The following is a 22407-nucleotide window of genomic DNA, read 5'->3' as shown; positions in this document are numbered from 1 at the left end:
CGGACATCGCCATGAACGATCTCTCCAACGCCGTGCCGATGCAGCGCATCGTGGTCCCGGCCTCGCATGAAAGCCTGCAGACCCCGGCGCCGATCAAGCTGGCCGCACGTGGGCTGGATTTCTACTACGACAAGTTCCACGCGCTGAAGGGCATCGACCTGGAGATTCCCGAAAAGCGTGTCACCGCGCTGATCGGTCCCTCCGGCTGCGGCAAGTCCACGCTGCTGCGCATCTTCAATCGCATCTACGCGCTGTACCCCAAGCTGGAAGCGCGCGGTGAAGTGATGCTGGACGGCGAGAACATCCTCTCGCCGAAGTACCCGATGAACCGCCTGCGCAGCAAGGTCGGCATGGTGTTCCAGAAGCCGGTGCCGTTCCCGATGACCATCTTCGAGAACGTGGCCTACGGCATCCGCCACCACGAGAAGCTCTCCAAGTCGGAGATGACCGATCGCGTCGAGCAGGCCCTGCGCCAGGGCGCGCTGTGGGACGAGGTGAAGGACAAGCTCAACCAGAGCGCGCTGGGCCTGTCCGGTGGCCAGCAGCAGCGCCTGTGCATCGCGCGCGCCGTGGCCCTGCGCCCGGACGTGCTGCTGCTCGACGAACCGACCTCCGCGCTGGACCCGATCTCCACCAGCCGCATCGAGCAGCTGGTCGAGGAGCTCAAGCACGATTACACCATCGTCATCGTGACCCACAACATGCAGCAGGCCGCGCGCGTGTCCGACTACACCGCCTTCATGTATCTGGGCGACCTGATCGAACACGACCGCACCGAAGTGATCTTCTCGCAGCCCAACAAGCAGCAGACCGAAGACTACATCACCGGCCGCTTCGGCTGATTCCGGCCCACGAACCCTGGATAGAACCGCATGAGCATTCCCAACGACCACATCGTCAAGAGCTACGACGAAGAACAGCAGCGCCTGGTGGCCGAGATCGTGCGCATGGGCGAGATGGCGGTCGCGCAGCTGGAGGCGTCCATGGACGTCATCGAGAAGCGCGACGAGAACGCCGCCCAGCGCATCATCGCCAACGATGAAGCCATCGATCAGCTTGAGCAGCACATCAGCCACGACGTGATGCGCCTGGCGCTGCGCGGGCCGATGGCACGCGACCTGCGCGAGATCCTGGCCGGCCTGCGCATCCCGGCCGATATCGAACGCATTGGCGATTACGCGGCCAACGTGGCCAAGCGCTCGATCGCGCTGAGCAAGGTGCCGCCGCTGCCGCAGATCCAAGGCCTGCGGGCGCTGGGCCGGCTGGCCGCGCAGCAGGTGCGCCGTGCGATCGAGGCCTACCGCGACAACGACGCCGCCGCAGCGCTGGAGCTGCGCGACGATGACGCCCGCCTGGACGCGCAGTACACCGCGCTGTTCCGCGAGCTGCTGACGTACATGATGGAAGACCCGCGCAACATCACCCCGTGCACCCACCTGCTGTTCATGGCCAAGAACCTGGAGCGCGTGGGCGACCATGCGACCAACATCGCCGAGAACGTGTGGTTCCTGGTGCATGGCGAGCAGGCGCTGCCGCCGCGCGAGAAGCGCGACGAGACGAGCAGTACCGATCACGTCTGAGCGCGTGCTTCAATAACGGAAAGCAAACGCCGCTGCCTTCGGGTGGCGGTTTTCTTTTGGTGGCTGGAAAGTCCTGGCGCGGTGAGGGCGCTGCAGGTGTCTCCGTTCGAGCCTTGGCGCGAGCGTTAGCGCCCCGAAGCGACCGGCAGGCCCCTCGGCAAATGTCCCCCGGCCGACGCCGGGGGACATTCGCCGGCAAGGGCATCGCGGCCCAGCGCCCGACCCGTCCACCGCTGTTGAATCACGCAACGCACTGCTCTGCACTTCACGAAACGTTGAATCCTGTGTGAGGATTCGATGCGCCGGGCCGGGCCACCATGGCCGCACCTGCCCACGCAGCCATAACCGGCACCCGCCCATTTCAAGGAGATCCACACGATGAGCACACCCACCCGATCGCTGTCGTTGTTGGCGGCCACCGCGCTGGCCGCGGGCCTGGGCGTCACCGCCTCGGCGTCCGCATTGAGCATGACCGAGCTGGCCCAGGGCTACCTGGTGGCCGGCCAGGCGGCGACCAAGGCCGCCGAGGGCAAGTGTGGCGAAGGCAAGTGCGGTGCGCATGGCGACAAGGCCGGCACGAAGGCGGGCGACAAGGCCGCGACCGCCGGTGCCAAGGCCGCCGAAGGCAAGTGTGGGGAAGGCAAGTGCGGCGCCGACAAGGGCAATGCTGCTGGCGCCAAGGCAACGACCGCTGGCGACAAGAAGACGGCGGAAGGCAAATGCGGCGAAGGCAAGTGCGGTGCCAAGCACTGACGCGCTCGCCGCTGGCCTGGGCCGGTCGCCGTTGCCTGCGGCGGCGACCGGACTGGGTTTGCGCCGCGCCCTGCTGCAGGACCTGCGCGACGCGCCCACCGGCGATATCGACTTCCTCGAATGCGCGCCGGAAAACTGGATCGGTATCGGTGGGCCGGCCGGCGACGCACTCGCCGAACTGGCCGCGCGCCACCCGCTCACCTGCCATGGGCTGTCGCTCTCGCTGGGCAGCACCGCGCCGCTGGATCCCGTGCTGCTGGAACAGGTACGGCGCTTCCTGGCGCGGCACCACGTGCCGCTGTACAGCGAACACCTGAGCTACTGCAGCGATGAAGGTCACCTCTACGATCTCCTGCCGATTCCCTTCACCGACGAGGCCGTACGCCATACCGCATCACGCATCGCCCGCGTGCAGGACCTGCTGGGCCGGCGCATCGCAGTGGAGAACGTGTCCTACTACCTCGCCCCGGAACCGGCCATGGACGAGCTGGCCTTCACCAACGCCGTGCTGGCAGAGGCCGATTGCGATCTGCTGCTGGACGTCAACAATGTCTACGTCAACGCCTGTAACCACGGCTACGACGCCGATGCGTTCATCGCCGGGCTGCCGGCCGCGCGCATCGTGTGCCTGCATGTGGCCGGCCATCTGGACGAGGCGCCCGATCTGAAGATCGACACCCACGGCAGCGCGGTGATCGATCCGGTCTGGGACCTGCTCGCCCGCACCTATGCGCGCATCGGTGCGCGCCCCACGCTGCTGGAACGTGATTTCAATTTCCCGCCGTATGCCGAGCTGCGCGGCGAACTGCAGCACATCCGCCAGCTGATGGCCGCTCATGCCGGGAACGGACATGACTGAGGTCCCAGCGCGCCTGCACGCACAGCAGAGAGCGTTCACCGCGCATCTGCGCGACCCGGACCATATCGCCGCACCCGATGGCATGGACCCACGCCGGCTGGGCATCTACCAGCGGTTGGTGTTCAACAACGTGCTCGGGCTGCTCTGCAACGGCTTCCCGGTCTGCGTGCGCCTGCTTGGCGAGGCAGCGTGGTCTGCGCTCATCCGGCGGTTCTTGGCAGCGCACCCGGCGCAGACCCCGTTGTTCACCGAACTGGCCGCCGAGTTCGTGCAGTGGCTGCAGCACCAGGCCACGCTGCCGCATCCGGCGCTGGCCGAACTGGCCCATTACGAGTGGGTGGAAACGGCCCTCTACCAGTTGGACGCGTCCCCCCTGCCGCCCTCGCCCAGCCTGGACCCGATGCACGCAGCGCTGCAGCGCTCCCCCCTGGCCTGGCCACTGCTCTATCACTGGCCGGTGCATCGGCTCGGCACCGATGACGCGCCCTCGCAGCCTGCCCCGGAGCCGACCGGGCTGCTGGTCCGGCGCGACCCTGATGGGCAGGTCCGCTTCGCCGCGATCAGCCCGATGGCCGCGCAGTTGCTGGATCTGATCGGCCAGCACCCCGGCAGTACCGGGGCCGCTTACCTGCAGCAGCTTGCGCAGGCGCACGGCATGGCGGCCGATGCCTTGCGCCTGCCCGGCGCCGCCCTGCTGCGCCAGTTCCACGACAACGGCGTGATCGGGCCCACCGCGCCCGCGACCTGACCGCGCGACCTGACAGCGGGGGCGTACAGGTCGCTCTGCTAAACTGGGGCGATGACTGACGACCTCCCCCGCTCCGACGCGCCGGCTGCTGCCGACGCACTGCCCGCTGCTGCCCAGCGCTTGATGGCAACACGCTTCCGCGGTTTTCTGCCGGTGGCGGTGGACGTGGAGACCGGTGGATTCGATTCTGATCGCCACGCCCTGCTGGAGATCGCCGCCGTTCCGATCGAGATGGACGAGAACGGCCTGCTCTATCCCGGCCAGACCGCCAGCGCCCACGTGGTGCCGGCCGAAGGTCTGGAGATCGATCCGAAATCGCTGGAGATCACGGGGATCATCCTGGATCACCCGTTCCGGCTGGCCAAGGTCGAGCGCGATGCGCTGGACCACATCTTCACCCCGATCCGGGCGGCGATGAAAAAGTACGGTTGCCAGCGCGCGATCCTGGTCGGGCACAACGCCCACTTCGACCTGGGCTTCGTCAATGCCGTGGTCAATCGCACCGGCCACAAGCGCAACCCGTTCCACCCCTTCAGTGTCTTCGACACCGTCACCTTGGGCGGCATCGCCTATGGGCAGACCGTTCTGGCACGCGCCGCCACCGCCGCCGGGCTGGGCTGGGATGCCGATGAAGCGCACAGCGCGGTGTACGACACCGAGCAGACCGCAAAGCTGTTCTGCAAGGTCGCCAACAGCTGGCCGCGCCCCTGAGGGGCATCACCCGATAGCGGTTCTATCACGCCCTTCGCTCTTGGCGCGGTACAGCGCGCGATCGGCGCGCTGGTAGAGCAGCATCGGGGTGCGGTCAGCAGCGTCCAGTTCGACCAGACCGGCACTGAAGGTGACCTTCAGGTCGGGGATACCGGCCCAGTCGGGATGATCATGGAACAGCCCGCGCAGCCGCGCGCAGACCTGGGCCGCTTCATCCAGGCGGGTATCGTTGAGCAGCAGCGCGAACTCTTCGCCGCCTGTACGTGCGGGCATGTCCGAGTCGCGGCAGGCCGAGGCCAGCAGCCGCGCTACCTCCACCAGCACCACATCGCCCACCGAATGGCTGTGCTGGTCGTTCACTTCCTTGAAGTGATCGATGTCCAGCACCACCAGGCACAACGGGTGGCGGCTGCGCTGCGAACGGGCGAAATCGCGCGCCAACGCTTCATCGAAGGCACGTCGGTTCGGCAGCCCGGTCAGCGCGTCTTCGCGGGCCTGGCGCTCGAACGCCTCGGCCTGCACCGCCAGGCGATCGGCCAGTTCGGTCTTTTCCTGATTCAGTGCCTGCAGGTTGACCGTCTGGGTCTGCAGATCCAGCGTGGCTTCCTGCACCAGGCGCGCCAGGCGCACGTTGCTGGCCTTGTAGCGGTTGATCAGATACCGGTACAGCGCGACCAGCCCGGCCAGCAACAGCAGCGCGGCGATCAGCTGCACGCTGTGTCGTTGCCACAGGAACGGCTCCACTGTGAACGCCCAGACCGCCTCGCTGTCGCTCCAGGCGCCACCGGGATGGGCGGCCGACACATGCAGGGTGTACTCGCCCGGCGGCAGGCCGATGAACTCAACACTGCGCTGCTGCCCCCGCTCGACCCAGCCCTTGTCCAGCCCTTCCAGGCGGGTGCGGTAGCGGATGCGCTCGGAGAGCAGGTAGCTCAGCCCCACATAGCTCACGCTCAGGCGTCGCCCGCCCGGGATGGTGTTGTGGTTGCTGCCCTGCCAGTGCAGCGGGGCGCCATCGACAAGCACGGTCTCGATCACCGCCGGTGGTGCCAGGCGCTCACGGAAACGCTGCAGGCGCAGTGGATCGACCGTGCTCAGCCCGCCGGCCGTGACCACCCAGAAGGTGCCATCCTGGCGCAGGATCGCCGAGGGGCCGGAACTGCCGTTGGCCTGTGAGTTGGCCATGCCGTCGATCTCGTTGTAATGCTCGACCTCGACCCGTGCGGCACGCCCGTCGGCGACGGCGTTGAGCATGGCCATGTCGGTCCGCAGTACGCCGCGGTTGCTGCTGATCCAGACGTTGCCCACGCGATCGGGAATCAGCTGGAAGACCGTATCCACCGGCATGCCCTGCTCCAGGCCGACCCGTGCCAGCTTGCCTTCCTGGTAGCGGTACAGGCCGCGATCGGTGCTGACCCACATCGCATCGCCGATCTGCTGGAACCCGAACACGCTGCGGCCACCCCCCAGTGCCTCCAGATCGATCGCCTGCACGCGGTTGCCACGCAACACGCGGATGCCCTCGATGGTGCCGATCCACAGGGCGCCCTCGGCATCGTGCGCCAGCGCGGTGGTCAGCCCGGTGGGCATGCCGGGAAAGGCCACCGGCTCGGCCCTGTCGGCGACGATGCGGACCACGCCCTTCTGGGTGCCCGCCCAGATCACTCCGTCACGGTCGATGCTGATCGCGCGGATGTTGCCGCCGAGCAGGCCGTCGGCGCTGCCGTACGTCCGCCGCGGTTGCCCGTTCTCGCCGACCCGGAAGATGCCATCGCCGAAGGTGCCGACCCACAGATCACCGTCGCGGTCCTGGGCCAGGCTCAGCACCGAGGGGCTCTTGCCGACGTTGTTGCGCAGCGGCACCGGACTGACGTTTCCCTGGGCATCGCGGCGATCCAGCCCGCGCGCACTGCCGATCCACAGCTGCCGTTGGCGATCCTCGAAGACCGTGCGGACGTAATCGCCACTGAGCCCGTCGCGTTCGGTGTAGCTGCTGAACAGGGTTTCGCGCAGGCGATACAGGCCGCCGTTGGCGCCCACCCAGATGCTGCCTTCGGCATCTTCGCGCAGGCTGACCACGCGCCCGCCGGGCAAGGACAGCCCGGCCGGCAGCCGCTCCAGCCCGTGCCGCGACAGCCGCAGCAGGCCCTGGTTTTCGGTCCCCAGCCACAGGTCGCCGTGGCGGTCCTGCAGCATGGCGGTGATGTGGGTCGCGCCGGGCAGGCGATGCTGCAGCAACGGCACGCCATCCTGCATGCGGTAGATGCGCTCGCTGGCCACCACCCACATCACGCCATCCGGCGCACGATAGGGCCAGACCAGCCCACGGCCCAGCCCGAAGCTTTCCGGCGCCCGGCGCAGGACCCCATCGCTGTCGCGCACCACCAGGCCATCCAGGGTGCCGACCCAGACCCGGTCCTGGGCATCCACGACCAGCTTGGTGAAGCTCATCGCCAACGGTACGTCGGCCGGTGGCGCCTGGTAGTCGAAGGTGCCGTCCGGGCCCAGACTCGCAATCCCCTTGCCTTCGTACAGCAGCCACAGGCGCCCATGGCTGTCCATCTGCATGGCCTGGATCAGCACCTGCGGTGTGTCGGCGCGGTGTTCCCACACCTGCCAGCGGCCATCCGCACTCCGGCGGGTCACGTTGCCGCGCGAATCACTGATCCACAAGCCGCCACTGCGGTCCACCAGCAACGCCCCGACCCCGTTGTCGCGCAGGCCCGGGGTGGTGCTGCGGTCGAACACGGTGAAGTCCAGGCCGTTGTAGCGGACCAGCCCCTCCCAGGTGGCAAACCACAGGTGGCCCTCCGGGGTCTGCGCGATATCGCGCAGGGAGTTGTGCGGCAGCCCGTTGCGCGAGGTCCACACATCGATGGCGTAATCGCGCAGCGGCGGCGGGCCATCCTGCGCCGCCAGCGACCACGGCAGCGCGCACAGCAGCAACAGCCACAGCGCTAGCGCCTGCAGGGTTGGCATGCCGAAGTCGTTCAGTTGTACCGGCCGCCACCGGATCCTGCCCCCCCGCTCGCTCATCCGTGTGGAGCAGCCTTGGGCAGGCGCCGTGCGCATGGGGGGAACGGCCGTGCACCAGCGCGATGGCTGGCAGAGTCGTACGCTCTCATGGGGGAGACGCTGGAAAGAGACGCCCATAGTAGGCAAAACCGGGCGTCTTGGGGGGCTGGACTCAGCCCCCGCGCGGCCCCGCCGCGGCGCGTGCCGGTGAGGACCAGCGCACGATCGCCTCCAGCCCCCCGTGGGGATGGTTGCGCAGGTGCAGCGTCGCCCCGTCCTTTTCGGCCAGCGCCCGGGCGATGGTCAGCCCCAGCCCGGCACCGCCGGTCTGGCGCGAGCGCGAGGTCTCCAGCCGCACGAACGGGTCGAACACCGCTTCGAGCTCGTCCTCGGCCAAGCCGGGGCCGCTGTCGCGGATACGTACCTCCACATCCTGACCAGCCTGCTCGACCCGGACCCGGGCGGTCTGCCCGTACATCACCGCGTTGTCGACGAGGTTGGAGAACAGGCGATGCATGGCCAGCGGCCGCAACATCAGCACCGCACCGCTGGGCTGCTCGAAGTGGACATCGGCACCGGCCTCGGCGGCATCTTCGACGATGCTCTCCAGCAGCGAATCCAGGTCCAGCGCGGCGCGCTGCTCGGCGCTCTCGGCGCTGCGGGCCAGCTCCAGACCTTCGCGGATCAACGCCTGCATCGCACCGAGGTCACCGATCAAGCGCTCACGCAGGGCCTCATCGGTGACGTTCTCCAGCCGCAGCCGCAGCCGGGTGACCGGGGTCTGCAGATCATGGGTGATCGCCGCCAGCATCTGGGTGCGCTCGCCGAGGTGGCGCTGCAGGCGTTTCTGCATGGCGTTGAACGCCTCGGCAGCGCGGCGTACTTCCAGCGGACCGGTCACCGGCATCGGCGCACCCTGCAGGTCATCGCCCAGCGCCGCGGCGGCATCGGCCAACCGCTGCAACGGCGCGCTGGCCATGCGCGCCACGATATACGCCAGGATCGCGATCGCGATCACCAGCAGGGTCAGGAACAGCGGGTCGACGGCGAGCACACCGTTGTGCGCCACCGCAGGGGAATCCAGCGCCAGCCGCAGCGGCGTGCCGTCGGTCAGCTGCAGAGTCACCACGCGGCACTTGGGCGGGATGAAGGCCGGGTCGCGTTCGCGCGGCGGATGCCGCATTTTGTCTTTGTCGCGCGGGGGCGGCGGCAGCAGCTCCGGCAGGCGCGGCAGGCAGGACCGGAACGAGGTGAAGGCGACCTGGCTGCTGGCGACGGGGCCAGGGCGGTCATCGAGGATTTCCATCAACGCCGCATCCGGTCGCCCGATCCGCGCGCCTTCCGGCAACTGGCGCACGCTCGGCCCGCCGCTGCTGAGCAGGCGCTCGCGCAGTTCCGGATTGCCGTCGAGCAGGTTCACGAAGCCCTGCAGGCGATCAGCGATGCGGTTGAGGTTCTGCCGTTCGAACTCCTGCTGGCGCTTGGTGCTGGCCAGCATGGTCGCACCGACCGCGGCCACGCTCATGCCCAGCAGCAGAATGACGAACAGCCGCCCCACCATCGAGGAAAAGAAGTGGCGCAGGCGTTTCATTCCAAGGTCACTGCCGCAGCAAGCACATAGCCTTCGTTGCGCACGGTTTTGATCAGGCCATCGCTGCCGCCATCATCGGCCAGCTTGTTGCGCAGGCGGCTGACCTGCAGATCGATGGCGCGATCCTGCGATTCGTAGTTGCGGCCGCTGCTCAGCGAGACCAGCTGCTCGCGCGACAGCACCTTGTTGGCGTGCCCGACGAACACCCGCAGCAGCCGGAACTCGGCGCCGGACAACACCACCACGCGCCCATCGGGATCGACCAGGTGGCGGTGTTCGAGATCGAAGATCCAGCTGGAGAAGCGTGCACGCCGGATCGCCAGCGGCTCCAGGTTGGCCGGCAGCGCCTCGGTGCGACGCAGCACGTTGCGGATGCGGGCGAGGAGCTCGCGCGGTTCGAACGGCTTGGCCAGGTAGTCGTCGGCGCCCATTTCCAGGCCCAGCACGCGATCGATCGGCTCGCTGCGCGCGGTCAACATGATCACCGGCGTGCTCGAGCGCGCGCGCAGGTCGCGGCACAGGGTCAGGCCGTCTTCGCGCGGCAGGTTGAGGTCGAGCACGATCAGGTCGACGTGTTCGCGCTCCAGCAGCTGGCGCATGCCATTGCCGTCGCTGGCCGTGCTCACCAGGTAACCGGCGCGGCCAAGCTGCTCGGCGAGCAGCTGGCGGATATCGTTGTCGTCATCGACGATCAGCAGTCTGTGCATGCTGTTGGCAGTCTCCATGCGGTGATCATCCCCTGTCGGGAGCTGAACCGCATCTCCTGGTTTGCGTACGTCTGTTTCAAAGGGTGATGCAGATACACAACGAAACGTGTTGAGCACCGCAGGGATACATCTTGGTACACGGCGAGCATTGAGCCGGCAGTGAACGATCTTCACAATGCTGACAACGCCGATGCACCGGCCTGCCGAGTTGACGATCATCGTGAAGCCCCGTTTGCCCAGAACCCGCCGTGCTCGCCTCCTGCTGTTGCTTGTGGTGCTCGTCCTGATCGCCGCGATTGTGGCATGGATGCTGCGCAAGCCGGCCGCGCCCACCCTGGCGACCACGCCGGTCAGCCGCGGCGACATCGAACAGACGGTGGAAGCCACCGGCGTGATCGACGCCTACAAGCTGGTCAGCGTCGGTGCGCAGGCTTCCGGCCAGGTCACGTCGCTGAAGGTCCAACTCGGCGATACCGTCAAAGAGGGCGATCTGATCGCTGAGATCGACGCCACCACCCAGCAGAACCAGGTGCTCAATGCCCAGGCCTCGCTGGACCAGGTCAAGGCGCAGCGCGCGGTCCAGCAGGCCAGCCTGCGCGAAGCCGAGCTCGAGTTCGCACGCCAGCAGCAGATGCTGGCGGCCGAAGCAACCTCGCGCGCCGAGTTCGATGCAGCCGATGCCAAGCTCAAGACCGCGCGCGCCCAGATCCAGTCCTTCGACGCACAGATCAAGGGGCGCGAAACCGAATTGGGCACCGCCCGCGCCAATCTCGCCTATACCCGCATCATCGCGCCGATGGACGGCACCGTGGTCGCGGTGGTCACCGAAGAAGGGCGCACCGTCAACGCCAACCAGACCGCACCGACCATCGTGATGCTCGCCCGCCTTGATCTGGTCACGGTCAATGCCGATGTGTCCGAAGCAGACGTGGTCAAGATCCGGGCGGGCATGCCGGTGTACTTCACCACGCTGGGCGATCCAGACCGCAAATATCACGCCACGCTGCGCCAGATCAACCCGGCCCCGGCCACCATCGTCAAGAAGGATTCCACCAGCAGCGACTCCTCCACCACCACCGCGGTGTACTACAACGCGCTGTTCGATGTGGAAAACCCGGACGGCACCCTGCGCATCGACATGACCGCCCAGGTCTCGATGATGCTCAAGCAGGCCAAGGATGTGCTGCTCATTCCCGCCGTGGCGCTCGGCCCGAAGAGTCGCGATGGGCAGTATCTGGTGCGCGTGGCCGGTGCCGACGGTATGCCGGCCCCGCGCAAGGTCAAGATCGGCATCAACAACGGTGCCAACGCCGAAGTCCTGTCCGGCCTGGAAGAGGGTGACAAGGTCATCGTCGGCGAAGGCGGTGGTGCACAGGGCGCAGGCGGCGGCAGCCGCGGTGGCGCCGTGCGGATCAGCGGCCCCGGCATGGGCGGACCGCGCCGATGAGCGCGGCCTCGACGGGCACGCCGCTGCTGCGGCTGCGCGACCTGCGCAGGGAATTCCCGGCGGGCGATGACACCATCGCGGTGCTGCGCGACGTCAATCTGGACATCGCTGCCGGTGAGATGGTCGCCATCGTCGGCCAGTCCGGCTCGGGCAAGTCCACCTTGATGAACATCCTCGGCTGCCTGGACCGGCCGACGCGCGGCAGTTACCAGGTGGCCGGCCGCGAGACCGGCCGCATGGAACCGGATGACCTGGCCGAGCTGCGTCGTGAACATTTCGGTTTCATCTTCCAGCGCTACCACCTGCTCGGCGATCTGGATGCGCGCGGCAATGTCGCGGTACCGGCGGTGTATGCCGGCAGTCCCGGCCCGGTGCGCACCGCGCGTGCCGAAGAGCTGCTGCAGCGGCTTGGTCTGGGCGACCGCATGAACCACACCCCCGGCCAGCTCTCCGGCGGCCAGCAGCAACGTGTCTCGATCGCACGGGCGCTGATGAACGGTGGCGAGGTGATCCTTGCCGATGAGCCGACCGGTGCACTGGACACGAAATCCGGCGAAGAAGTGATGGGCATCCTGGGCGAGCTGCATGCCGAAGGCCACACCATCATCATCGTCACCCACGACATGAGCGTGGCCCAGCACGCCCAGCGCATCATCGAAATCCGCGATGGCGAGATCATCGCCGACCGCGCCAATCCAGCGGCGCCGAGCTATCGCGCACAGCGCCAGCCAACCGTGGCCGCGAGCAAGGGCCACAGCTGGCGTGCCGCCCGCGACCGCTTCACCGAAGCGTTCCGGATGGCCCTGCTGGCCATGAATGCCCATCGCCTGCGCACCTTCCTGACCATGCTCGGCATCATCATCGGCATCGCCTCGGTGGTCTCGGTGGTGGCGTTGGGTAACGGCTCGCAGCAGCAGATCCTGCAGACCATCGGCTCGCTCGGCACCAACACGATCGATGTGTATTCCGGTCGCGGATTCGGCGACATGCGTTCGGCTCGCGTGCAGACCCTCAAGGCCAGTGATGCCGATGCGCTGGCCAACCAGAGTTACGTCGACAGCGCGACACCCAGCGTCTCCTCCTCGGTGACCGCCCGCTACCGCAACCAGTCGGCCACGGCCCAGGTGAGCGGCGTCGGCGAGCAGTTCTTCCGGGTCAAGGGCGTCAAGCTGCTCGCCGGCAGCTTCTTCGACCGCGACGCGGTCACGCGGCTGGCACAGGTGGCACTGATCGACGAGAACACCCGCACCCAGTTTTTCCCCAATGGCGAAGATCCAATCGGCCAGGTGATCCTGCTCGGGAATGTTCCGGTACGCGTGATCGGCGTCGCCCAGCGGCCAGGATTTGGATTTGGCGGCAGCACCAGCCTGGGCGTGTGGGTGCCTTACACCACCGTGATGTCGCGCATGCTCGGCCAGAGTCACGTGTCCGGCATCACGGTGCGGGTGGATGATGCGACCCCGATGGATGCTGCCGAAGCAGCCATTTCCAAGCTGTTGATCATGCGCCACGGCACCGAGGATTTCTTCCTCAGCAACAGCGCTGAAATCCGCCAGACCATTGAACAGACCACTCGCAGCATGACCCTGCTGATCAGCGCCATCGCCGCGATCGCGCTGCTGGTCGGCGGCATCGGCGTGATGAACATCATGCTGGTCTCGGTGACCGAGCGCACCCGCGAAATCGGCGTGCGCATGGCCGTGGGCGCGCGGCAGAGCGATATACGCCAGCAGTTCCTGATCGAGGCGGTGCTGGTCTGCCTGCTCGGCGGCCTGCTCGGCGTCGGCCTGTCGCTGGTGGTCGGCTGGCTGTTCGGCAGATTCGCGCCGGACTTCCAGATGCTGTTCTCGACCGCGTCCATCGTGGCCGCCTTTGCCTGCTCCAGCCTGATCGGCGTGGCGTTTGGTTTCCTGCCGGCCCGCAATGCCGCCCAACTTGATCCCGTGGAGGCGCTGGCGCGCGAATGAAGATTTCTCCTGCTCTCCCACACCCCGCTTCGCTGCGTCCGCTGGCCCTGGCCTGCGTGACTGCACTGGCCCTGTCGGCCTGCGTCAGCACCGGTCGCTACCAGGTCGAGGCGCCGGCAGTACCGGCCACCTATGGTCGTGGCGATGCCACCTTGAACACGCCCACCGAGGCAGTGAGCGAGCAGCCGCAGGCGGCTGCCGCCGATGTCCGCAGCGATGCCTGGTGGACCCAGTTCGGCGACACCGGGCTGGACCGCGTGATCGATCGCGCCCTGGCCGCCAACACCGACCTGGTCTCGGCCGGGTTGGCGGTGCAGCGCGCGCGCCTTCAGGCCGGTCTGGCCGACAACGCGCTGTGGCCGCAGCCCTCGGGCAGCATCAGCAGCAGCGGCAACCGCCCCATCGACCAGCGCGCGGACTGGAACCGCGGCAGCTCGGCCGGCGTGTCCCTGCAGTGGGAGATCGATCTGTGGGGCCGCCTGCGCACGCAGCGTGACATCGCCCAGTGGGAAGCCCAGGCCAGCCAGGAAGACCTGCAGAACACCGCCCTGCTGGTGATCAGCGACGTGGCCACGCAGTACTGGACGCTGGCCTTCCTCAACCAGTCCATCGCCGCCGGCCAGGCCAATCTGCAGCGCCTGGAGCGCACCCGCGAGCTGGTCCAGGCGCGCTTCGACGCCGGTGCGGTCTCGCGCCTGGAAGTGCGCCAGGCCGTCCAGAGCCTGGAGGCACAGCGTGCCGCGCAGAGTGCACTGGAGCAGCAGCGTGTCGCCGCGCGCAATGCACTGACGGTGCTGCTGGATGGGCAGCCGCTGGCACTGGCCGAGGAGCCGCAGCAGCTGCAGCGCGCGGGCAGCCCGCTCGTGGCCGAAGGCCTGCCGGCCGATCTGCTCGGCCGCCGCCCGGACCTGCGCGCCGCCGAGCTGCGCCTGCGCAACAGCCTGAAGACCATCAAGGTTACCGCCACCCAGTACTACCCGGCGCTGAGCCTGACCGGCAGCGTCGGCACCGGCGCCACCTCGCTCTCGGACGTGCTGAAGAATCCGGTCGCCACCTTGGGTGCGGGGCTGTCGCTGCCGTTCCTCAATGTGCGCCAGGCCCAGTTGAACACCCGCCTGGCCGGCACCGATTACCAGATCGCGGCCAACGGGTTCCGCCGCACGCTGTACACCGCGCTGTCGGAAGTGGACAACGCCTTGTCGGCGCGCACCCAGTTCGCCACGCAGGTGGCGGCCTCGCAGGCGTCCTACGACGAAGCGGTGGAGATCGAGCGGATGTACGAAGTGCGCTACCGGGTCGGTGCCACCGACCTGCGCACCTGGCTGGAAGCGCAGCAGACCCGGCGCGATGCCGAGCTGTCACTGGCCTCCGTGCGCCAGCGGCAGTTGATCAACGATGTGACGTTGTTCAAGGCGCTGGGCGGCAGCGCGGGGTGATCCCCCGCGCCAGGCGCATCACAGGTAGAGCGCGCGGCTTACAGCCCGCGCTGACGCACGGCTTCGAACAGGCTCACGCCGGTGGCGACGGAGACGTTCAGGCTCTCGATATCGCCCGGCATCGGAATCTTGACCAGACCATCGCAGTTTTCGCGGGTCAGGCGGCGCAGGCCGTCGGCTTCGCCGCCCAGCACCAGCGCCACGTTGCCCTTGAGGTCGATCGCATACAGCGACTCGGTGGCTTCACCGGCCAGGCCGTAGATCCACACGCCCAGCTTCTGCAGGTCCTTCAGGCAGCGCGAGAGGTTGGTCACCTGCACCACCGGGATACGGTCGGCCGCGCCGGCCGAGGTCTTGCGCACGGTCGCATTGACCGAGGCCGACTTGTCCTTGGGAATGATCACCGCCGTGGCACCGGCTGCCGCCGCGCTGCGCAGGCAGGCGCCGAGGTTGTGCGGGTCCTGGACCTCGTCGAGGATCAGCAGCAGAGCCTTGCCCTCTGCCGCTTCGACCAGCCCTTCCAGCTCGTTCTCGCCCCAGGTCCGTGCGGCCTGGTAGCGCGCCGCCACGCCCTGGTGACGCACCGAACCGCCCACACCGTCCAGCGCCTGGGTGTTCACCTTGCGCACGTCGATGCCCTTGCGGCGTGCGTTTTCCTCGATCTCGGTCAGACGCGGGTTCTTCGCACCGGCCTCGATGAGGACCTCGCGGACGTTCTCGGCATCATTCTCGATCGAAGAGGCGACGGCGTTGACGCCGACGATCCACTGGCTTTGCTTGCTCATTGCGGGGGGCGGGACCGGTAAAGGGGTTGGTAATGGTAGAGCATCAAGGCCCACCCTGCCCTGCCGGGCGTTCACGGGGGGCGTTCACTGGCCGCCTTCAGTCCGGTGGCCACTCCGCGGTGTCGTGGTCCGGGTGCTGGTGGGAGAGGATATGCAGCAGGAAGTCGCCAGCCTCGGCGTCCTCTTCGCTGCGCAGCGCGCTGAGCGACCCCAGGGCATCCACGAACGGGAGCTTGGCCTCGATCCCGTACTGGATCGTCGGTGGCAGGCGGGCCGGTTCGTCGAAGGCGCCGGCCGCGACCGCCACGCCATCCGGAGCTTCGTAGGTCAACGGGGTGCCACAGTCAGCGCAGAAGCCGCGCTTGACCCTGTTGGAGGATTGGAAACGTCGGGGCTCGCCGCGGGTCCAGCGGAACTCGCTGCCACGGACCGAGACCAAGGGGGCGTAGTAAGCGCCGAAGGCCTTCTGGCACATCCGGCAATGGCAGATCGAGCTGTGGGTCAGCGCACCGACCACGTGGAAGCGGATTGCGCCGCACTGGCAACCACCGCTGTATTCGGGGAGGGCCTGCATGGGATCGCTCCGGTGGAATCCGTGTGCCCACCAACGGTGGGCGGGTAGACAGCGTGCCGACCAACGGTCGGCACCTGCCGCTTACCGGCCGTGGGCCGGTAAGCGATGATCAGTACTTCTGCTTCTGGCGCTTGGCCGGCTGGCCGCGCGGCGGCAGCTCGGGCAGCGAATCGTCCTTCTCTTCCACCAGGCGGAAGTCGATCTTGCGCTCTTCCATGCTGGCCTTGAGCACCAGGATCCGCACCCGGTCACCGAGGCGGTAGATCTTGCCGCGGCGTTCGCCGTTGAGCGTTTTGCGCACCGCATCGAACTGGTAATAGTCGTGCGGCAGCTGAGTGACGTGGACCAGGCCATTGACCTTGGATTCGTCCAGTTCCACGAACAGGCCGAAGCTGGTCACGCCACTGATCACGCCCTCGAACTGGCCACCGACGTGCTTTTCCATCCATGCGGCGCGGTAACGCTCGTCCACTTCACGCTCGGCTTCATCGGCACGGCGCGCCCGCTCGGAGCACTGCAGGGCCAGCGCAGCCATCTCACGCGGCGAATAGGTGAACTTCTCCGGCGCGGCTCCGCTGAGCGCGTGCTTGATCGCACGGTGCACCAGCAGATCGGGGTAGCGACGGATCGGCGAGGTGAAGTGGGCGTACGCATCCAGCGCCAGGCCGAAGTGGCCCAGGTTGTCCGGCGAGTACACCGCCAGGCTCTGGCTGCGCAGCAGCACCGATTCCAGCAGCGCTGCGTCCGGGCGATCGCGCACTTTCTTCAGCAGCTTGGTGAAATCGGCCGGCTGCACCTTCGACCACGGCGGCAGGCTCAGCTTGAATTCCTTCAGGAACTCGAGCAGATCGGCGTACTTGGATTCCGGCGGACGCTCATGGTCACGGAACGGCGCCGGCACCTGCTTGGCCAGCAGGTAGCGCGCAGCCTGCACATTGGCCGCGATCATGCATTCTTCGATCAGCTTGTGCGCATCGTTGCGCACCATCATCCCGGCCTGGGTGACTTCGCCGGTGTTGTCCAGCACGAAACGCACTTCGGAGGTTTCAAACTCGATCGCACCGCGGCGGTTACGCGCCTTGGCCAGCACGTGATACAGCTGGTACAGGCGATCCACCTGCGGCATCAGCGGACCGATCGCCTTGCGCGCGGCCGGGTCGTTCTCGCCGACCGCTTCCCAGACCTGGTTGTAGGTCAGGCGCGCGTGCGAGTTCATCACCGCTTCGTAGAAGCGCGAATGGATGACCTCGCCTTCGCGGTTCACCTGCATGTCGCAGACGAAGCACATGCGGTCGACCTTGGGCATCAGCGAGCAGATGCCGTTGGACAGCGTCTCCGGCAGCATCGGCACCACGAACCCGGGGAAGTAGACCGAGGTCGCGCGCTTCTGCGCTTCATTGTCCAGCGGCGTACCGGGACGCACGTAATTGGAGACGTCGGCGATCGCCACGACCAGGCGGAAGCCTTCGGCATTGGGTTCGCAGTAGACCGCGTCGTCGAAGTCCTTGGCGTCCTCACCATCGATGGTGACCAGCGGCGTATTGCGCAGGTCTTCGCGGTGGCCGATCTGTTCGGGTGTGACCACCATCGGCACGGCGGTGGCTTCCGCCAACACTTCAGCCGGGAACTCGAACGGCAGCTCATGGCCGTGGATGGCGGTTTCCACCACCAGCGAGGCCGTCAGCTTGTCGCCGAGTACGGCGATGATGCGGCCGATCGGCGGGCGGCGGGTGTCCGGCGCCTGGGTCAGCTCGCAGACCACCAGCTGGCCATCGCGGGCATCGCCGGTCTGGTCGGGCGGAATCTGCACGTTGCGCTGCACGCGCTTGTCGTCGGGCACCACGTAGTTGATGCCGAACTCGACGCTGAAGCGGCCGATCAGGCGGCTCATGCCACGCTCGAGCACACGCGAGATGCTCGCCTCGCGACGGCCACGACGATCGATGCCGGTCACGTTGACCAGTACGCGGTCACCATGCAGCACCTTGCGCATTTCGAACGGCGGCAGGAACAGATCGTCGCCACCTTCGACCGGGCGCAGGAAGCCGAACCCTTCCGGGTTGGCGATCACCACGCCGGTGATCAGGTTGACCGCCTGCAGCGGCGCGAAACCGCCACGGCGGTTCTGCACCAGCTGGCCGTCACGGCACATCGCGCCCAGGCGCTTGCCCAGGGCATCGGCACGGTCCGGCTCGGTCAGGCCGAGGTGGATGGCGATCTCTTCGGCGGTCTGCGGGCCATCGCAGCGGTCAAGCAGCTGCAGAATCGCCTCACGGCTGGCGATCGGCTGCGCATAGCGCTCGGCCTCGCGGGCGGCGAAGGGGTCGACCTGGACCTCACCGTCGAGCGGGGTCGGATGCGGGCGGCGGCGGGTCGGGATCGGCCCGGCATGCGCAGGCTTTGGGCCGCGCTTGTTGCCACGCGGCGGCTCAGCGGTGTTCAGGGATTCGGGCATCCAGGGTGGCAGCTTGCCGGCTTTCTTGGCGGCAGCGCGGGGCTTGCCCGACGGACCGGCTGCCTTCTTGGGCGCCGGGGACTTGGGGGCTTTCGCGCCCTGGGTCGGTTTCTTTGATTTCATTGACCTCAATAGTAACCGCTGCGCGTGTGCAGAACCGGTCAGCGGCGCTCCTGTGCAGGATTGTGAAGAAATTTCACAAAACCGTTGACAACCCGCCGGGACATGCCCAGAATTCGCCCCCTGAGTCGCCCAGGTGGCGGAATTGGTAGACGCACTAGCTTCAGGTGCTAGCGGGGGCAACTTCGTGGAGGTTCGAGTCCTCTCCTGGGCACCATGACTCGGAAAATGATCAAACCCGCGCAAGCGGGTTTTTTCGTTTCTGGCGCCCTGCATCCGCCACGCACGATTCGCGCGTCACCGTGGGCGATGACGCTGCATCGAGCGACGAACAAAAATTCCTGCGACATCCTGTTGACACATTCGCGGTTCTCCCGCAGAATTCTCCTCCTGAGTCGCCCAGGTGGCGGAATTGGTAGACGCACTAGCTTCAGGTGCTAGCGGGGGCAACTTCGTGGAGGTTCGAGTCCTCTCCTGGGCACCATGACTCAGAAAATGATCAAACCCGCGCAAGCGGGTTTTTTCGTTTCTGCGGTTCGTCAATGCGCGGCTCTGCCCTGCGTAGTGCGTAACGCACGAGGTGCGTGGCATCAACACGACGATGACGCGGCGACTGACGACTGACGTAAAATTTCCCACGCGATCCTGTTGACACGATCACCGTTCTCCCGCAGAATTCTCCTCCTGAGTCGCCCAGGTGGCGGAATTGGTAGACGCACTAGCTTCAGGTGCTAGCGGGGGCAACTTCGTGGAGGTTCGAGTCCTCTCCTGGGCACCATGACTCAGAAAATGATCAAACCCGCGCAAGCGGGTTTTTTCGTTTCCGGGCATCGGAAAAAAACCCCGCCTTTCAGCGGGGTTTTTTCGTTTCAGCTCACCGCAAGCACGTCAATGCCCACCGGCCGAGGCAGCGCCCGCCCCTGCACCGAACGGCGGCTTGGCCAGCCACAGGAAGGCGATGATGGCCAGGAAGATCCAGCCCAGCAGGAAGAAGATGTCGTTGAAGCCCATCTGCGAGGCCTGGTGGTTGATCATGTTGTTGAGCGCCGCCGCGCCATGCTGCAGGTCGCCCTGCCCCATCGCGGTCACCTGGTCCTGCATGCCCGGGGTGTAGCCGGAGATGTGCTCGGTCAGATGCGCGTGGTGCTCCTGGGTACGGCGTGCCCACAACCACGTGGTCAGCGAGGCGGCGAAGCTGCCGCCCAGCGTCCGCAGGAAGGTGGCAAGACCGGAACCGGCTGCGATCTCGCGACCGTCCAGATCCGACAGCAGGATCTGCAGCACCGGCATGAAGAACAACGCCACGCCGATACCCATGATCAGCTGGATGCCGGCCACATGGCCGAAGTCCACCTGCAGGTTGAAGCCCGAGCGCAGGAAGCTGGTGAAGGACAGGAAGATGAAGGCGATCGTGGCCAGCATGCGCATGTCGAACCGCGAGGCGTACTTGCCCACGAACGGCGTCATGATCACCGGCAACACACCGATCGGTGCGGTCGCCAGACCGGCCCAGATCGCGGTGTAGCCCATGTCACGCTGCAGCCATTGCGGAATCAGCAGCGCCACGCTGAAGAACGCCGCGTAGGCCACCACCATCGCCAGCGTCCCGGCACGGAAGTTGCGGTGCCGGAACAGGCGCAGATCGACGATGGGATCCTTGTCGGTCAGTTCCCAGATCAGGAACACCGCCAGCGCCACCACCGACACACAGGCCAGCACGACGATCTTGGTCGAACTGAACCAGTCTTCGTCGTTGCCCAGATCGAGCACCAGCTGCAGCGCGCCCACGCCGATCACCAGGGTGATCAGGCCGACGTAATCCATCTTCGGCTTTTCGATCTGTTCCGGGCGCCCCTTGAGCTGGTTGCCCACCACCAGCGCGGCGAAGATGCCCAGTGGCACGTTGATCAGGAAGATCCATTCCCAACTGTAGTTGTCGGTGATCCAGCCACCGAGGATCGGGCCGGCGATCGGCGCGACCACGGTGATCATGGCCAGCAACGCCAGCGCTTGGCCGCGCTTCTCACGCGGATAGAGCGAGACCAGCAGGCTCTGCGTGATCGGGTACATCGGGCCGGCAACGAAACCCTGGATCGCACGTGAGACGACCAGCATGCCCATGCTCTGGGCCAGGCCGCACAGCAGCGAGGCCAATGTAAAGGCCAACGTGGCCCACACGAACAGCTTGGTCTCGCCGAAGCGCCGGCTGAGGTAGCCGGTCAGTGGCAGCGCGATGGCGGTGCTGACCGCGAACGAGGTGATGACCCAGGTGGCCTGCTGCGAACTGGCGCCGAGATTACCGGCGATGGTCGGCAAGGAGACGTTGGCGATGGTGGTGTCCAGGACCTGCATGAACGAGGCCATCGCCAGGCCTGCGGTGCACAGGGCGACGTTGGCCGGCCGGAAGGCCGTGCCCGGGGCCGCGGGGGCGCCCGGTGCGGCGGGAGCTTGTGCGGACATGGTCGCCTCAGCTCGCCTTGCCCTGCTGCGGCAGGTTGCGCTGGATGATCTGGTGGATCACATCGTCAGCGCTGTGCAGCTGCTTGGCGTAGACGTCGGTATCGAACACCTGGCCCTTGGCGATGTCGGTCGGCAGCACGGTGCCCTTCTGGTCACGCAGGCTCACTTCGGCCTTGATCGACAGACCGATGCGCAGCGGATGCTCGGCCAGCTGCTTGGCATCGATGGCGATACGCACCGGCACGCGCTGCACGATCTTGATCCAGTTGCCGCTGGCGTTCTGCGCCGGCAGCAGCGAGAACGCCGAACCGGTGCCCAGGCCGAGGCTGTCGATGCGGCCCTTGTAGGTCACATCGCCACCGTACAGGTCCGAACGCAGCTCCACTTCCTGGCCCAGGCGCATGTGGCGCAGCTGGGTTTCCTTGAAGTTCGCTTCCACCCACATCTGCTCGGTCGGCACCACGGCCATCAGGGCATTGCCCGGCTGCACGCGCTGGCCGACCTGCACCGAACGACGCGCCACGTAACCGGTGACCGGCGCGACGATGCCGGCACGGGCATTGTTGAGGTAGGCCTGGCGCAGCTGCGCGGCAGCGGCCTGCACGTCCGGCTGGGTCGCGATCACGGTGTCATCGACCAGCGCGTTGCTCTGCTCGAAGGTCTCGCGCGAACCGGCCACGGCGGCTTCGGCAGCCGCCAGTTCGGTGCGGGCGTGCGCCAGTTCTTCATTGGAGATCGCGCCGCTGCTGGCCAGATCCTTACGGCGGTTGAAGTCCTCGCGCACGCGCTTGAGGGTGACCTGGCGCGCGTTCAATTCGGCCTGGGCACCTTCCACGCTGCGGTACAGACCGCGCACCTGGCGGACCGTCTTGGCGAGGTTGGCTTCGGCCTGCTGCAAGGCCACTTCGGTGTCGGCCGGGTCCAGCTGGACCAGCAACTGGCCGCGCTCGACGCGCATGCCGTCATCGGCGTTGATCCCGACCACGGTGCCGCTGATCAGCGGGGTGATCTGGACCTGGTTGCCCTGCACGTAGGCATCGTCGGTTTCTTCGAACCAGCGGCCGAACATGAAGTACCACAGGGCCAGCGCGGCCAGCAGCAGCACCACGATGACCAGCAGGCCGCGCAGCAGCTTGCCACGACGGGAGGGAGCTGCCTTCTCGGCAGCGGGGGCGGAGGTCTGACTCATGGGGATGACT

17 protein-coding genes and 3 tRNA genes are annotated in these 22407 nt (G+C 66.9%); 12 read left to right on the top strand and 8 right to left on the bottom strand.

From position 1 onward, the window contains the following. The first annotated feature begins 11 nt into the window (after nucleotides 1-11). From pstB to rnt, 6 genes are all read left to right on the top strand, one after another. Nucleotides 12-842 carry a phosphate ABC transporter ATP-binding protein PstB gene (gene pstB / locus ACWV8V_RS02630; protein ID WP_070471812.1) on the top strand — a complete coding sequence of 277 codons (831 nt, stop codon included), beginning with the start codon at nucleotides 12-14 and terminating at the stop codon, nucleotides 840-842. Nucleotides 843-872: 30 nt separating this feature from the next. After that, on the top strand, nucleotides 873-1580 hold the full coding sequence (phoU, locus tag ACWV8V_RS02625) for a phosphate signaling complex protein PhoU (RefSeq protein WP_070471813.1): 708 nt from the start codon (nucleotides 873-875) through the stop codon (nucleotides 1578-1580). Between the two features lie 378 nt (nucleotides 1581-1958). Further along, on the top strand, nucleotides 1959-2333 hold the full coding sequence (locus ACWV8V_RS02620; protein ID WP_455898875.1) for an HvfA family oxazolone/thioamide-modified RiPP metallophore: 375 nt from the start codon (nucleotides 1959-1961) through the stop codon (nucleotides 2331-2333). Continuing rightward, on the top strand, nucleotides 2320-3192 hold the full coding sequence (locus ACWV8V_RS02615) for an HvfB family MNIO-type RiPP peptide maturase (RefSeq protein WP_455898874.1): 873 nt from the start codon (nucleotides 2320-2322) through the stop codon (nucleotides 3190-3192). The genes ACWV8V_RS02620 and ACWV8V_RS02615 overlap by 14 nt, the downstream gene beginning before the upstream one ends. Beyond that, a complete protein-coding gene (locus tag ACWV8V_RS02610; protein WP_455898873.1) occupies nucleotides 3185-3940 on the top strand; it encodes an HvfC family RiPP maturation protein in 756 nt (251 codons plus the stop codon). Before ACWV8V_RS02615 ends, ACWV8V_RS02610 begins: the two co-directional genes overlap by 8 nt. A 123-nt stretch (nucleotides 3941-4063) precedes the next feature. Then, entirely contained in the window at nucleotides 4064-4651 is a 588-nt protein-coding gene (rnt, locus tag ACWV8V_RS02605; protein ID WP_455899596.1) for a ribonuclease T, read from the top strand. A gap of 6 nt (nucleotides 4652-4657) precedes the next feature. Here rnt and ACWV8V_RS02600 read toward each other — a convergent pair whose 3' ends face one another. From ACWV8V_RS02600 to ACWV8V_RS02590, 3 genes are all read right to left on the bottom strand, one after another. Beyond that, complete coding sequence (locus tag ACWV8V_RS02600) at nucleotides 4658-7630, bottom strand: two-component regulator propeller domain-containing protein (protein WP_455898872.1); 2973 nt, start codon at nucleotides 7628-7630, stop codon at nucleotides 4658-4660. Nucleotides 7631-7838: 208 nt separating this feature from the next. Continuing rightward, entirely contained in the window at nucleotides 7839-9257 is a 1419-nt protein-coding gene (locus tag ACWV8V_RS02595) for a sensor histidine kinase (protein ID WP_259260172.1), read from the bottom strand. Beyond that, nucleotides 9254-9982, bottom strand: coding sequence for a response regulator (locus ACWV8V_RS02590; RefSeq protein WP_455898871.1), 729 nt, complete (start codon nucleotides 9980-9982; stop codon nucleotides 9254-9256). Before ACWV8V_RS02590 ends, ACWV8V_RS02595 begins: the two co-directional genes overlap by 4 nt. Before the next feature lie 172 nt (nucleotides 9983-10154). Between ACWV8V_RS02590 and ACWV8V_RS02585 the strand changes: the two genes are divergently transcribed. The 3 genes from ACWV8V_RS02585 to ACWV8V_RS02575 are packed head-to-tail and all read left to right on the top strand — an operon-like array spanning nucleotide 10155 to nucleotide 14814. Next, nucleotides 10155-11411: an efflux RND transporter periplasmic adaptor subunit gene (locus ACWV8V_RS02585; protein ID WP_259260433.1), complete on the top strand. Its 1257-nt coding sequence runs from the start codon at nucleotides 10155-10157 to the stop codon at nucleotides 11409-11411. Further along, a complete protein-coding gene (locus ACWV8V_RS02580; protein ID WP_455898870.1) occupies nucleotides 11408-13378 on the top strand; it encodes a MacB family efflux pump subunit in 1971 nt (656 codons plus the stop codon). Before ACWV8V_RS02585 ends, ACWV8V_RS02580 begins: the two co-directional genes overlap by 4 nt. Continuing rightward, nucleotides 13375-14814 (top strand): efflux transporter outer membrane subunit, encoded by a 1440-nt coding sequence (locus ACWV8V_RS02575; protein ID WP_455898869.1) that lies wholly within the window; start codon nucleotides 13375-13377, stop codon nucleotides 14812-14814. The genes ACWV8V_RS02580 and ACWV8V_RS02575 overlap by 4 nt, the downstream gene beginning before the upstream one ends. Nucleotides 14815-14852: 38 nt before the next feature. On the opposite strand, the gene rlmB is transcribed toward ACWV8V_RS02575, so the two are convergent. The 3 genes from rlmB to rnr form a co-directional block, all read right to left on the bottom strand. Continuing rightward, nucleotides 14853-15599: a 23S rRNA (guanosine(2251)-2'-O)-methyltransferase RlmB gene (rlmB, locus tag ACWV8V_RS02570; protein ID WP_019184367.1), complete on the bottom strand. Its 747-nt coding sequence runs from the start codon at nucleotides 15597-15599 to the stop codon at nucleotides 14853-14855. Nucleotides 15600-15696: 97 nt separating this feature from the next. Further along, nucleotides 15697-16173 (bottom strand): GFA family protein, encoded by a 477-nt coding sequence (locus ACWV8V_RS02565; RefSeq protein ID WP_455898868.1) that lies wholly within the window; start codon nucleotides 16171-16173, stop codon nucleotides 15697-15699. A gap of 109 nt (nucleotides 16174-16282) precedes the next feature. After that, nucleotides 16283-18751: a ribonuclease R gene (gene rnr / locus ACWV8V_RS02560; RefSeq protein ID WP_455898867.1), complete on the bottom strand. Its 2469-nt coding sequence runs from the start codon at nucleotides 18749-18751 to the stop codon at nucleotides 16283-16285. A 127-nt stretch (nucleotides 18752-18878) separates the two neighbouring features. On the opposite strand from rnr, the gene ACWV8V_RS02555 reads away from it, so the two are divergent. The 3 genes from ACWV8V_RS02555 (at nucleotide 18879) to ACWV8V_RS02545 (ending at nucleotide 19526) form a co-directional block, all read left to right on the top strand. Further along, nucleotides 18879-18965 (top strand) — tRNA-Leu (locus tag ACWV8V_RS02555). 180 nt (nucleotides 18966-19145) lie between these two features. Beyond that, a tRNA-Leu gene (locus ACWV8V_RS02550) sits at nucleotides 19146-19232 on the top strand. A gap of 207 nt (nucleotides 19233-19439) precedes the next feature. Then, nucleotides 19440-19526: transfer RNA gene (locus tag ACWV8V_RS02545), tRNA-Leu, on the top strand. A gap of 110 nt (nucleotides 19527-19636) precedes the next feature. Here the strand turns inward: ACWV8V_RS02545 and ACWV8V_RS02540 are convergent. Together ACWV8V_RS02540 and emrA are read right to left on the bottom strand one after the other, a co-directional pair. Beyond that, nucleotides 19637-21208: a DHA2 family efflux MFS transporter permease subunit gene (locus tag ACWV8V_RS02540; protein ID WP_121041533.1), complete on the bottom strand. Its 1572-nt coding sequence runs from the start codon at nucleotides 21206-21208 to the stop codon at nucleotides 19637-19639. A 7-nt stretch (nucleotides 21209-21215) separates the two neighbouring features. Then, the gene (gene emrA, locus ACWV8V_RS02535; RefSeq protein WP_123728786.1) at nucleotides 21216-22397 is read right to left on the bottom strand and encodes a multidrug efflux MFS transporter periplasmic adaptor subunit EmrA; all 1182 of its coding nucleotides are present in this window, start codon (nucleotides 22395-22397) and stop codon (nucleotides 21216-21218) included. Between the last annotated feature and the right edge of the window lie 10 nt (nucleotides 22398-22407).

It is taken from the genome of Stenotrophomonas sp. Ker107b (genome assembly GCF_053847245.1).
This window is presented reverse-complemented; position numbering and strand designations above follow the sequence as displayed.

Coding starts and splice junctions, on each gene's coding strand:
- pstB (WP_070471812.1), top strand. CDS start 12: ATGAACGATCTCTCCAACGCCGTGCCGATGCAGCGCATCGTGGTCCCG.
- phoU (WP_070471813.1), top strand. CDS start 873: ATGAGCATTCCCAACGACCACATCGTCAAGAGCTACGACGAAGAACAG.
- ACWV8V_RS02620 (WP_455898875.1), top strand. CDS start 1,959: ATGAGCACACCCACCCGATCGCTGTCGTTGTTGGCGGCCACCGCGCTG.
- ACWV8V_RS02610 (WP_455898873.1), top strand. CDS start 3,185: ATGACTGAGGTCCCAGCGCGCCTGCACGCACAGCAGAGAGCGTTCACC.
- rnt (WP_455899596.1), top strand. CDS start 4,064: ATGGCAACACGCTTCCGCGGTTTTCTGCCGGTGGCGGTGGACGTGGAG.
- ACWV8V_RS02600 (WP_455898872.1), bottom strand. CDS start 7,630: ATGCCAACCCTGCAGGCGCTAGCGCTGTGGCTGTTGCTGCTGTGCGCG.
- ACWV8V_RS02595 (WP_259260172.1), bottom strand. CDS start 9,257: ATGAAACGCCTGCGCCACTTCTTTTCCTCGATGGTGGGGCGGCTGTTC.
- ACWV8V_RS02590 (WP_455898871.1), bottom strand. CDS start 9,982: ATGGAGACTGCCAACAGCATGCACAGACTGCTGATCGTCGATGACGAC.
- ACWV8V_RS02585 (WP_259260433.1), top strand. CDS start 10,155: ATGCACCGGCCTGCCGAGTTGACGATCATCGTGAAGCCCCGTTTGCCC.
- ACWV8V_RS02580 (WP_455898870.1), top strand. CDS start 11,408: ATGAGCGCGGCCTCGACGGGCACGCCGCTGCTGCGGCTGCGCGACCTG.
- ACWV8V_RS02575 (WP_455898869.1), top strand. CDS start 13,375: ATGAAGATTTCTCCTGCTCTCCCACACCCCGCTTCGCTGCGTCCGCTG.
- rlmB (WP_019184367.1), bottom strand. CDS start 15,599: ATGAGCAAGCAAAGCCAGTGGATCGTCGGCGTCAACGCCGTCGCCTCT.
- ACWV8V_RS02565 (WP_455898868.1), bottom strand. CDS start 16,173: ATGCAGGCCCTCCCCGAATACAGCGGTGGTTGCCAGTGCGGCGCAATC.
- rnr (WP_455898867.1), bottom strand. CDS start 18,751: ATGAAATCAAAGAAACCGACCCAGGGCGCGAAAGCCCCCAAGTCCCCG.
- ACWV8V_RS02540 (WP_121041533.1), bottom strand. CDS start 21,208: ATGTCCGCACAAGCTCCCGCCGCACCGGGCGCCCCCGCGGCCCCGGGC.
- emrA (WP_123728786.1), bottom strand. CDS start 22,397: ATGAGTCAGACCTCCGCCCCCGCTGCCGAGAAGGCAGCTCCCTCCCGT.